The following is an 11,758-nucleotide window of genomic DNA, read 5'->3' on the forward strand; positions in this document are numbered from 1 at the left end:
CAGCGGTAGATCAGTCGACCTTTTTTACGGGGCGCAGGCCATTCACGCCCGCGACGATATGCGCTTCCAGCTCATCCGGCGAGAATTGCCATACCTTGTAGAAATTGGTTTCGGTGGGTTCCGGCAGCGGCAGCGAAATGCGCCAGGCCTTGCCGTCCAGGTTTTGATACTCGGCGATCACGCCGATGTAACGCGCGTCCAATGCGCTTTGCCCGCCGAGCGTCTTGCCGGTCTGGCCCGGCGTCAGGAAGAACTGATCGCTGTCCAGCAGGCTATTGCCGAGCACGCTTTTGGCGTCGTTTTGCAGACTGAAGAAGTCGGCATCCATGAATTCCGCATCCGAACGCAGCAGCAGCACGCGAATTTTTATCGGCGCCGGTTGCGCGCCGGCGGCGGCGTTGACCTGGCGATCGGCATCGAACACCAGGCTGTAGCGCGACGGCACGCTTTTGGCGGAAGACATGCAACCGCCGAGCGCCAACGCGCCCAGCAGCAGAAACAGCATCCCGCACCAGCGGGAAGCGATAGGGGTCGTCATCATGGGAATCTCGTCGCCCGCAGGCGTACTGACTACTGGAGGATCCAGGTGGCTGAGCCGGCGTTTTTACACGCCTTGCTGTCGCCGCCGACTTTGACGCAGTCCTGTTTGGCGGCGCGCGCGCGGCGCGGCAGATCTTTGCGCAGCGTTGATTTGTAGCGCGCTTCCGGCACGCCGGCGTTGGCCTGGATATAACCCACCAGGTCGCCGCCGCGTATGGCGGAGATCGCCAGCCAGTTGTTTTCCACTTCGCCCAGCGCGTAGAACGCGGCGGCGTTGTCCAGGCTGCCGACGGCGGTGCCGGTATAATCGGGGCTGCTCATGATGCTGGCGGCGTACAGGCTGCGGTATTCCTCACCGATCGGCTTGAACTGTTTCGGCGCGCTCACCGCGGCGCGGTGTTTTAGCGTGACGCCATTGACTTCACTGCTGACGATGGCGTCGTTATTGAGCGCCGGCGGCGGTGGCGGCGGGGTGGAGCAACCGGCAAGCGTCAGGGCGGTCAGCAGCGTCAGGGTAATCCGTGTTTTCACAATGTCCTCTTTTTCTTGATTGAATGGCTGTGTAATAAGGCGCCGTCATCAGGGCGCAAGCAGCAACACTTTTAATTGGCTCGGCACGATGCGCATGCCGAGCGCGTTGGTCGAATTCTGCAGGCTGAGGCTGGTCAACCGGGTGGCCGGGGTGCCTTTGAGCAGCACGGTAAAGGCGCCGGTCAGGTGGCGGGACGGCCCCATCACCGTGCCGGAAGCGACGCCGGTGGCCACGCCGGGGTTGTCGCCGTTGGTCAGGGGCGTCACCGTCGCCATGTTGTGCGCCGGGGTGCCGACGAACAGAATGTTGAACGCATTCGGGATGGCGGTCGGCGCCAGGGCGATATCCGGGTAAGGCACGGGCACCGGCGCCGGGCTTGGCGTCAGACAGACGTCGGGAAACGCCAGGTCCACGCCGATCATTTGGCTGTTGGCAAACATAAAAGGCCTCCGCAGGTTATCCGACGTGGATTTGTTCCGAATCCAACTTGGTGATGTCTTTCGAGGTAATCAGCGTGTTGCGGGCATGAATGCGGGCGTAATCTTCCGCCTGGTAATCCAGCTGCCCGGCGCGCACGTGCTCGGTCTGGCGCACTTTGCGAAACAGCGAATGGCTGATCTGGCTGACCGAATGCCACAGCGACTCGCAGCGTTTGCCGACCAGGCGGCTGAGACTGACGAAGGCAGACAGCTCTTCGCCGCTGTATTTCATCTTGTCGACGTGGCAGTCACCGCTGTTCGCTTGCAGCGTCATGGCGTCGCCGCTCAGGTTCAGCGCCTGCGCGCCGTGCAGCGACAGAGAGCCGTTCGGCGTTTCAATGTGCAGATCGCCTGCGACGCAGAGCCGCGCCGCGCTTTGCGGCTCTGCGCGCTCAAGGACGGCGATCGCCCACAGCTGATAGCCGCCGCCGGCGACCAGCACGTTATCGCCGAGGGCCGGCGTCAGCAGGCAGCTCGCCGCCCGGCGGCAATGCCAGCCGCGGCCTTCGCACTCCACCACCAGGCTGCCGTCCGGCAACAGGTTGACGACCTGGCCGGCGGCCTGCTGGGGCGGTGCGATGTTGACGGCGCGAGTTGTGTTGGCAACGCTCATGGTGATCCCCTCGTGAAGTGGTCAATTCATTCAGATTCGGCTCTGGCGCTGTGCGCTCCAGGTTTCGGCGGCGTACAGTTCTTCGTCGCGCTCGAGGATCCCGCTGCGATCGCCCCAGCGCGTTTGCTGCTGGTGGGCGCGGTGCATGCGGGTGCGCATAAAACGCGCGCGCCGGAAATCGGCGGCGCCGATGTCGGCGTAACAGAAGTCGGCGTAGGTCAGGTCGCTGTCGCTGAAATCACAGCGCGCCGCGCGGCTGCGCTGGAACACGCATTGATACAGGCGCGCCTGGCTAAAGTTGGCGGCGTCCAGCGTCGCTTCGCTGAAGATCGCCTGATCGAACTGCCCGCTGCGGCACTGCGCGTGGGTCAGATTGGCCTCCAGCCACAGTGACTGCTGCGCTTGCACGCCCGTCAGGTTGGCGCGCAGCAGCGAAGCGCCCTTGAAGTTGCTTTGACGCAACGTCGCCTGGCTGAAATCGACGTCGTCCAGTTGGTTATCGGTAAATTGGCAGGCGATGAGACGCTGCCCGGCGTAACTTTTGCCGCGGTGATCACATTCGAAAAACGTGACGCGGTCGAAATCAACCCCTTCAAACCTTGTTTCACAGAGATTTAATCGAAAGAACGTGACAAGTGACAGCCTCGTATGGCTTAAATCTGCGCCGTCGAGCGGGCTTTCGTAAAAGGTGGTGCGATCGTGCTGAGTGGCGGAAAAATTCGCGCCGGCCAATTGGCATGACATCCAGTGGCTTTGGTTGAGCGACAGCCGGCTAAAGTCGCTCTGTTCAAGCCGGCAGTCGTTGAACATCGTCAGTTCGATATGGCTCTCGCTGAAGCGGCCGCCCGCCATGGCGCACTGATTGAAGGCCGTTTGCTTCAGGTTCGCCCGCGCAAATTGAGCGTGTTCGAGCCGACAATCGCTGAAGACGCTGTCGCGCAGATCGCAATCGGAGAAGTTCACGCCGTTCAGGTTCAGTTCGTTGAACATGCCGCCGGCCAAATCCATACCGGCGAATGACAGGCCGTGCAAATCCTCACCGGCAATCAGCTCGCCGCGTTTCACGCGCTGGCGTATCTGCTCAGGTTTTGACGTCATACTTCCTTCCCGTTGTGGCGAGGCAATGTTTTCACCCTGGCGGTATAGGCACCGTCGAGCCGGGTCGCCTGATCCACTTGCGACTGCGACAAATCGGCCCGGAACAGATTGGTGCCCTGCAGGTCGGCGCCTGACAGCACGCATTTTTGCAGGATCGCCGCGATGAAATTGGCGTCGCGCAGGTTGGCCTGGGACAGATCGCAGCGAATAAACAGGCTGCCGCTGCCGTTGGCCTGACGGAAATCGGCCTCGTTCAGCCGGGCTTCCGACAGGTCGCAGTTGTCGAGGCGCGCACGGCTGAAATTAGCCCGCTGCAACGGCATCTGGCGCAAATTGCACTGGTTCAGCGTCGCGTCGCCGAAATCCGCCTGCGGCAACAGCGTCTTTGCCGCGAAGGCGCAGGCGGTGAGGCGTGCGGCGCGGAAGCTGAGGCTTTGCGTCTCGGTATCAACCCAGGCGCAGCTCTCTAGCCGCGCCCGATCGAAGTTCACCGCCAGCAGCCGGCATTTGACGAAGCTGACTTTGTCGAGCCGGGCGTGGCTGAATGTCAGCTGCTCCAGTTGCAGCTCCATCAGCGTAATGTTGGCCAGCGTGGCGCGGTTGAAGTCACACTGCCCGAGCAGGGTTTCGTACCCCAGCAAGTCGCGTAACGACGCCATCGTGAAATCGCAGCGTTGAAACAACGTTTGCTGGATGTTGGTTTCGTGCAACTGCGCGCCGCCGAAATCCGTCGCTTCACATTTCGCCAGGGCCAAGGAGGCGTGGCTCAAATCGGCCTGCTGTAAGACGGCGCCGCTGAGATCGGCGCGCGCCAACATCGCCTCGCGAAGATCGCAACCCACCAATTGGGTTTGGCGCAGATCGGCGTTTTCCAGCAAAGCGCCGCGCAAGTTAGCCTGGCAGAGATCCATGCCGGACAGATCGGCGCCGGTGAGATCCAGGCCGCTGAGATCCTTATCGCGCAGCATGGCGGCGGCGACACGTTGGCGAATGATTTGCGCCAGATCGCCACGCAGGCGCAGTGCAGGGCTTTGCGTCTGTGCCGACATTAAATACATTTGGTGCAGCGCGCGCTCGCTTTCCCCCAGCTGTTTGTCGCTAAATGCGTCGGGATGCCTGCGCGCCTCCTGGAACAGCAGATCGCGTTGCTGCTGGTAGCTTTCCGCACCGGATGGCGGAACGTGATCCCCACCGGGGTTGAGCGGATCGATACCCTCGGCTTGCGTCAGCTTGAGCATGTCCTGATACTGCGCCTCGGCCTGGCTTTCCAGACGCTCGACGAATTCGGCGAGCTGGTCCAGCTTCGGCGGCGCCTCTTGCGACGGGCGCGGGAAAAGTTCATCAATGTCTTGCCCCTCGCGCAGCAGACGCTGGCGATGCTCTTCGCGTTGCTGGTGCTCGTAGGCGGCGATATTTTCCGCCATCGGGCTTTGCTGCGTCGGCGTTTCCGTATCCAGCCAGGCGCCGATGCACGCCTCCGGCAGCAACTCTTGCTCACGAAAAGCGTGCAGAGCACCCCGTTCTTTATCCAGCCGCTGGGCCAATACCTGCCGATAATGCGCGGTGGAGCGGGGCTCGCCTTCGGTTTCCAGGGCCGGCATCAGCTGCATCACGTCGGCCGCATCGTCTTCATTGATGCGCGTGCTGCCCTGATAAATCAGCAGCATCTGTTCCCGATGGGGGAAGAACCAGACGGTGGTGTGGCGCATCGCGATCTCTTCGAAATGCGTTTCGCCGCCGCGCAGCCGGTTGATGAAGCAGCGCGCGCGCCACGGCGGCAAATGCCCTTGCTGCACCGGGTCTGAAGGGTGCATGTTCCAAATCCGATAGGCGGCCCGGGGCGGCAAGCTGTCGCGTTGAGGAAACTGCTGATCGCTTTCCGCCATGTTGAACAGGCGCCAGTCGATATCGTTGGCGAAGCCGGGAAAGCCGTTTTTCAACCAGTCGGCGTCGTAGTTTTTGCCGATGCGGGAGAAGCGGCGCGGCCAGGTGATATCCAACGCGTCAAAGCTTGCCGGTTGCGCGCTTTGCCGAGAAGACGCAAGGCGCCCCTGCAGGGGTTCAACATTGGGTAGGCGATGGATGCGGCCTTGCGGAAATGTTTCTGGGGTGGCGCCGATGCCGTGCGGATTATCGGCGAACTGTGCGCCGCCGTAAGCCCGGCGCCAGTCCAGACGCATTTCTGAAAAAGGGAGGGGAGTAGAGGGACGATCGTTGATCCAATGGCGATCGCCGAAAACCACCAGCGTTTTTTCCAGCGAATCAAGCTGGATCTTCACGGCGCAAGCGGTTTTGTCTTGTTGATGATGGGTGTAGGCATTGCCGGTGGCGAGAAACTCCGCGCAGGCTTTTGGGATAGCCAAATCGAGCACGCCGCCGCTCAACGTGAGTTCGTCGGCGGCCAACTGCCACAACTCCGGTTCGGGACGCAGGCGCGGGGCTGCCCCCATGTCGGCCAAGGCCAAAACGGAAACGCCCAGATGGTTTTGCCCTTGCCAAGAGAAGGGACGATGAAGCGCGCTGAGGCGCAGAGGTTTTACGACTTTCATTGTGTGTGTAAAGCTTCCTGTGGATATCAGCCGGCAGCCAGGCTGCTTGCTCAAAAACAATCCGTTTTTCGGTTTAATAGATATCAGGCTATGTCACAACAGATGAAGAAAACGATGCGGCGTTCAGAGCCGATCGCCAATGCGGGGAGCGCCCCGCTTCGAAATGGATGATCAAGAGGACAGTGCGTTGTCCTTTCCGCTTATTCCACGAGCCAGCAGCACGGCGGCCACGGACAACGCCGCGGCGATCGCCTTGGCGATCAATTGGCCGGCGCTCTCCAGGTGATAGGGCGCAAAGAAGCCGATGTCATTGGTGCCCAGGATCAGCAGCGCGGCGAGCGCCGCAAAACAGGGCAGCTCTATCGCCAGCGCCAGTCTGCCGGTGGGCGCCGCACCCAGGTAACTCATCAAAAAGCCGGGAAAAATCAGCAATCCGATCAGTTCTGCGGGGGCATTTACCGCAGACATCACCTGCTGGTTGTATTTCAGGAGCGCCAGCATCAGCGCGACAAAGATCAGCAGCCGCACAGGCAACGTGGCCGCTCGGTTGGCCGACAAAAAGGTTTTGCCGATCGCAGCGAGCAATACGCAGCCAACCAGGATGCCAAAGAAGGTAAACAGGACTTGTCCCCAGAGGCTGTCCTGCGTCGAAAAGGCAATGAACGTGCCCATCGTGACACTTCCTTATGCAAGGTGATTTCGCGAACTGATGAACGGTAAGCCGTTTACGGAACGTTGAAATCGGATCGCGTGATTGAAGGGATGCTTTTCGCTCAAAGCCGGGAAAGCTCTTCGATCACCGCTTTTTTGGGATTCTTCGGATCGTACTTTATCGCGATGAAATGGCCCGGCTGATAACGCGGCAGATCCACGACGCTGATCGGGCCTTTCGCCACGGCCGTATGGTTTTTCCCGTCTTGGGCGATGTACTTGACTTCGACTTCGCAGACCGGCCGATTCCCGTCCCACAGGTTGGTCTGGCGAATGCTGACGATTTGCCCTGAGGCGGAAATACCGTTCTCCATCACGCTGAGGGAAGAACCGATATGTTTGAAATAACCCCAGATATCGACCGTGATGAATTTGAAAAAGCCCACCAGGCTGAGAATGGGAGCCAATAAAATCAAACCGATAACGGTGAAAACATTTTTGGCCTTCGACATGGGAGTCCCTTTACAAGAAGATCGCCAGCGCCTTGGTGCTCAATCGTAAGGCACCGTTGGTCACCAGCGCGCCAAGCTGCGTGAACGTCATGGGATCATTACTGAGCTTGAAATTGGTTTTGCTGATCGACAGCGGGTTGTGCGAGATATCCAGCATCGTGTGTTTCAGGCTGGCTCCTGTCAACGCAAGATTTGAACCGTAAAAGGCGAAGTTGGCCCCGGTCGCCACCCATTTCAAGCCGTGGCAGTTATCTTTCCAGCTCGGTGTCTGCACCGATACGCCGTCCGCGCTGGTGATATTGATCGTTTTCGCCTTGATGGTCAGCGTGCCGGTGATCGTGGTGCTCTGATCGTTTTTGTAGGTCTCGGTGACATCCCCGGTTACGGTGGCGGTTTGGCCGCCGCCTTTAATCGTCAATTCCTGCCCGCCGGCGGTGATGGTGGTGTGCTGCCCGCCGGAGGTGATGTTGACCGTCTGCCCTTGCTTGATGGTGCTGGTCTGTTGCCCCTCGGTAATGTCGAGGGTCTGGTTGCCTTTCACCGTGACATGCTGGGTTTGCGTAATGTTTTGCGTCTGCGCGCCGTCGAGCTTGAAGGACTGATTGCCGGTGATGTCGATTTTATCGCCGCCGTCGATAATCGTCAGGTCGCGGCCGCCTTTGATGTTCACCGTCTGGTGAGCGTTCAGGTTGGCGGTTTCCAGCCCATTGACCGTTGTGGTGCGCTTCGCTTTGTACAGGAACGTGGCGTCGCCGGTGACGGTGTCGTCCTGCTGGCGACCGATGGTGGTGGTGCGACTGCCGTCAATATTGACGTTCTTGTCGTTCTCCACCGTCATGTTCATGTTGCGTTCGGCGTGCATGTCGAAAGATTCGTTGCCGGGCGAGTCTTCCAGGAACAGGAAGCTGGCGTTGTCGACGCCGCCGCCTTTGCTGCGGCTCATAAAGCCCATTTTGGTGGCGTCGCCGGGCAGATCCCACGGTGGCATGCTGTCTTCGTTGTAAACGCGGCCGGTGATGATGGGGCGATCCGGATCGCCGTTGATAAAGTCGACCACCACTTCCTCACCGACGCGCGGGATCTGGATCCCGCCGTATTTCCAGCCGGCCCAGGCGCTGGAGACGCGCACCCAGCAGGAGCTGGTTTCGTTGCCGCTGCCGTGGCGATCCCAACGGAATTTGAGTTTCACCCTGCCATATTTATCGGTCCAGATGCTTTCGCCTTCCGGGCCCACCACTTCGGCAGTTTGCGGGCCATGGGTTTTCGGCCAGGGCGTGGTGCGCGCCGGGCGCCAATTGATATCCGCCGGAACGACCTGAAATTCGGTTCGCTGTTCGCCGACGTCGTTATCGTTGCTGGCGTAGCTATTTTCCTGCATGAAGTAATGTGCGCTGACCACCAGGTAGGTGCGGTTGTCTTCCATACGCGGCGCCTGGGTCAGTTGAAAACGATAGCCGGGCGCAATGCCCTGCGAATTGCCTTCGCCGCTCATCTGCTCATGTTGCGCTTCGAACTCCTGTTGGCGAACCTTGACGTAAAACTGGCCATGGGCGTGATCGGTATAACGGCCGGGCCAGTCGAACACCTCGGCTTTGTCCTGCGCGAATGAGGCGGGATTTTGCCGGGCCTCCAGCAACCGCGCGCGCGGCTTGCGAAAATCGTAGTCATCCAGGCTATACAGGCTGGGCGTGATGGCGTCAGAAACGCTCCAGCTGTTGATGCTGTCTTTGTTTTCCACCAGGCCGCCTTCCGCGAGCTGATAGGGAATGCTGGCGTAGCCGGCGAGTTCCTGATGGGCCGCCGGCGCGTCAGCCAGCACCAGCGTATGGCCGTCTTGCTGGTGCGTGAAATAGTAATAGATGCCTTCGTGTTCCATCAGACGGCTGATGAAATCGAAATCGCTCTCCTGGTACTGCACGCAGTACCCCCAGATGCGGTAGTCGTAACTCAGGCGGTTATCGATTTTCACCTGATACTGTCCCAGCACCTGAGTCAGGATGTCGGGAACGGTCTGTTCCTGGTAGATGCGAAAATCGCGGTTTTGCGTCAGGTACCACAGCGTGGGGCGCAGCACGGCGCGGTAGATATAGTAGCGGTTGCCGCCGGCTTCTCGTCCGGAGAGGGTCATGCGCGTGATATTGCCGTTGAGATAACGCGGCGCCAACGGATTGCCCCGCAGTTCCAGCGTAATTTTTTGTCCCAGCAGCGCTTTCAGATCGAGCCGATTGTCGGGGCTGAGCAGCTCGACGTCGAATTCGAACAGGCCGGCCAGTTTTTCCTCACCGGAAAGGCTTCTGAACAACAGCTGATGGGCGGGCAAAGGCGTGTGCGCAATGATAAGACGATCCATACTATTCCCCGGTTTAGGCATAGCTACCGCACGAGAATTGACGCGCGATCCCGATGGCGTATCTGTCACGAATGGAGACAGGAACTGACGAAAGATTTAACAAAGTTTACACAAAGGCACGATTTGTGCAGTCTACAATAGAGCACTGCATTTGCAAAATAGCCTTGTGGATCAATGCTCAATTCGTTAACTCGCTCACGATCTTGTTTTTTATTATTTAAAACATATAGATGCGCATAGATCATTTTTTATCTCAAATTATTGGGGAATTGGTAATACCAAAAAGTAAATTTGTAACACATAAGCCAACGTGCTTATAAAACAACTCTTTTTTTGCGTAAAAAAAGTCACTGACTGTTTTTTATCCTTACCATTTGCCAGTTAAAGATGATCAAATATATAAATTTGGCGAATGTTAATTCGGATGATTCCTATTTGGCCGGCGTGAAAAGCCCGCAGTGCGGGCCTCCGACGGTGAGTCTGAATGGTTGATAAAGCAGCAATTGATGCGGTTAGCGCGGAAGGGGATCGAGGGAAAGTCGGCTTATCAGGTCACAGAGCCAGATTAAGGCCGGGTCGCGTTGCGCCTGTCGGCCGGCGATCAGCTCAATGGGGAAAGGCGCGATGGCCAACTCCTTAGGCAGCGGGAGAATGCGTACGCGTTGCGGATCGGAAAAACGCCGGGCCACGCTGGCGGCCAGGGTGGCGATCAGATCGCTGTCGGCGACCACCGCCGGCAGGGCGACGATGTGCGAAAAGGTCACGGCAACGCGCCGTTGACCGCCAATTTCCGCCAGACGCCGGTCGACCAACCCTCTGGCAGAGCCGTCGTCTGCCGGTGCGTACAGCCCATGCGGCAGGCTGAGGTAGCGCGCCAGATCCCAGCGGCCATCCGCCAGCTGTGGGTGTGAACGGCTGGCGATACACACCAGATGTTCTTCAAACAACGTGCGCACATAGTGGCTTTCCGCACCGGAAAGGTGCCCTCCCAGCGCGATATCCACCTCGCCGCGATCCAGTTGCCGGTAAATATTGTGGCGATCCAGGCGCGAAACGCGAATATCGATGCCGGGTGCCGCCTGACGCAAACGGCTGATGATGGCGGGCAGCAGCAAGATATCCGCATAGTCGCCGGCGGCCAGCGTAAAACGCCGCTGCCCGGCGGTGGCCGGATCGAAACGGGCCGGCGGGGCCAACGCCAAATGGATTTGCTCAAGCACCCGCTGTATCTGTGGCATAAGTTGGTGGGCGCGCGGCGTGGGCGCCATGCCGCCGCCGCTGCGAACAAACAGCGGATCGTTCAGAAGAATGCGCAGTCGCGCCAATGCATTGCTGACGGAAGGTTGCGCGCGGTTAAGACGCCGGCCTGCGGCGGTGACGTTGCGCGTCTGATACAGCGCTTCAAACACCACCAGTAAATTGAGATCGACGTTGGCTAAATTCATTTTATGAATACTCTATATACAGATAATCCATTTCCAGAATCTTACAGCGTTCCCTAGGCTGGTAGCACACGAATGTAGCCTTCAATCAGGGGAAATGATGAACAAAGTGTTAATCACCGGCATTGAGCCGTTCGAGGGTGACGCGGTGAACCCTTCCTGGCAGGTCGCGCAGGCATTGGCCGGAGAGCGTATCGCCGGCGCGGAGATCGCGGTGCTCGAGTTGCCGTGCGTATTGGGCGTGGCCAACCAGCAGTTGATCGCGGCGATTGAGGCATTGCAGCCGCTGGCGGTGATCTGTCTGGGGCTGGCCGGCGGCCGGGCCGAGATATCCCTGGAACGGGTAGCCATCAATCTGATCGATGCCCGCATTCCCGACAATGCCGGTAAACAGCCGATTGACGTGCCGGTGGTTGCCGGCGGGCCGGTGGGCTATTTCAGTACGCTGCCCGTCAAGGCCGCGGTGCAGCAACTGCGCCGGCAGGGGATCCCCGCGGCGGTCTCTTATACGGCGGGCACCTACAACTGCAACCACATTTTTTATGGTCTGCGTCACTATCTGGAGATGCAGCATTCGCGGGCCAGAGGCGGGTTCGTGCATATTCCGTACAGCCATGAACTGGCGGCAGCGCACCCGGGCAAGCCGAGCATGGCACTGGCGACGATGGTGGAAGCGGTGCGCACTGTCGTTCAGGTGACGCTGACGGTAGAGGAAGATGTGCGATTCGGCGACGGCGCCGTACATTAAAAGCAGAGCGTGGCGTACCACGCCCTGCTGCGGGTTATTCGTCGGCGACGCGGATCACCAGTTTGCCGAAGTTTTTGCCTTGCAGCAGGCCGATAAACGCCTGCGGCGCCTGCTCCAGCCCGTCGACGATGTCTTCGCGGAACTTGATTTTCCCCTGTTCGACCCAACTGCTCATTTGTTGCAAGAACTCGTCAAAGCGTGAGCCGTAGTCGTCGAAGATGATAAAGCCCTGCATACGGATGCG

General features: G+C 59.3%; 12 protein-coding genes. 1 reads left to right on the forward strand and 11 read right to left on the reverse strand.

Annotated elements, in window-relative coordinates; translation table 11 throughout:
* Positions 1-10 precede the first annotated feature (10 nt).
* The 10 genes from tssJ to MMS95_RS04115 all read right to left on the reverse strand — a co-directional run bounded on the left by tssJ (position 11) and on the right by MMS95_RS04115 (position 10,769).
* A complete protein-coding gene (gene tssJ, locus MMS95_RS04070; RefSeq protein ID WP_015378277.1) occupies positions 11-541 on the reverse strand; it encodes a type VI secretion system lipoprotein TssJ in 531 nt (176 codons plus the stop codon).
* 29 nt (positions 542-570) lie between these two features.
* Positions 571-1,071: a type VI secretion system accessory protein TagV gene (gene tagV, locus MMS95_RS04075; RefSeq protein WP_033632731.1), complete on the reverse strand. Its 501-nt coding sequence runs from the start codon at positions 1,069-1,071 to the stop codon at positions 571-573.
* Positions 1,072-1,119: 48 nt separating this feature from the next.
* Positions 1,120-1,512, reverse strand: a complete 393-nt coding sequence (locus MMS95_RS04080; RefSeq protein ID WP_004934933.1) for a DUF4150 domain-containing protein — start codon at positions 1,510-1,512, stop codon at positions 1,120-1,122.
* A 16-nt stretch (positions 1,513-1,528) separates the two neighbouring features.
* Positions 1,529-2,164 carry a DUF3540 domain-containing protein gene (locus tag MMS95_RS04085; RefSeq protein ID WP_242141405.1) on the reverse strand — a complete coding sequence of 212 codons (636 nt, stop codon included), beginning with the start codon at positions 2,162-2,164 and terminating at the stop codon, positions 1,529-1,531.
* 30 nt (positions 2,165-2,194) lie between these two features.
* The gene (locus tag MMS95_RS04090; RefSeq protein WP_076740728.1) at positions 2,195-3,262 is read right to left on the reverse strand and encodes a pentapeptide repeat-containing protein; all 1,068 of its coding nucleotides are present in this window, start codon (positions 3,260-3,262) and stop codon (positions 2,195-2,197) included.
* Entirely contained in the window at positions 3,259-5,811 is a 2,553-nt protein-coding gene (locus tag MMS95_RS04095; RefSeq protein WP_242141406.1) for a DUF2169 domain-containing protein, read from the reverse strand. The genes MMS95_RS04090 and MMS95_RS04095 overlap by 4 nt, the downstream gene beginning before the upstream one ends.
* A 171-nt stretch (positions 5,812-5,982) precedes the next feature.
* Positions 5,983-6,483 (reverse strand): hypothetical protein, encoded by a 501-nt coding sequence (locus tag MMS95_RS04100; protein WP_015378272.1) that lies wholly within the window; start codon positions 6,481-6,483, stop codon positions 5,983-5,985.
* A gap of 101 nt (positions 6,484-6,584) precedes the next feature.
* Positions 6,585-6,974 (reverse strand): DUF3592 domain-containing protein, encoded by a 390-nt coding sequence (locus MMS95_RS04105; RefSeq protein WP_004934914.1) that lies wholly within the window; start codon positions 6,972-6,974, stop codon positions 6,585-6,587.
* A 10-nt stretch (positions 6,975-6,984) separates the two neighbouring features.
* On the reverse strand, positions 6,985-9,324 hold the full coding sequence (gene tssI, locus MMS95_RS04110) for a type VI secretion system tip protein TssI/VgrG (RefSeq protein WP_033632733.1): 2,340 nt from the start codon (positions 9,322-9,324) through the stop codon (positions 6,985-6,987).
* 512 nt (positions 9,325-9,836) lie between these two features.
* Entirely contained in the window at positions 9,837-10,769 is a 933-nt protein-coding gene (locus MMS95_RS04115; RefSeq protein ID WP_015378270.1) for a LysR family transcriptional regulator, read from the reverse strand.
* Positions 10,770-10,866: 97 nt separating this feature from the next.
* Between MMS95_RS04115 and pcp the strand changes: the two genes are divergently transcribed.
* Positions 10,867-11,514, forward strand: a complete 648-nt coding sequence (gene pcp / locus MMS95_RS04120) for a pyroglutamyl-peptidase I (RefSeq protein ID WP_015378269.1) — start codon at positions 10,867-10,869, stop codon at positions 11,512-11,514.
* A gap of 34 nt (positions 11,515-11,548) precedes the next feature.
* On the opposite strand, the gene MMS95_RS04125 is transcribed toward pcp, so the two are convergent.
* On the reverse strand, positions 11,549-11,758 hold a 210-nt coding region (locus tag MMS95_RS04125; protein ID WP_242141407.1), incomplete at its 5' end, for a zinc-binding dehydrogenase.

The organism is Serratia sp. PGPR-27, assembly GCF_022678525.1.
Lineage (GTDB): Bacteria > Pseudomonadota > Gammaproteobacteria > Enterobacterales > Enterobacteriaceae > Serratia > Serratia nematodiphila.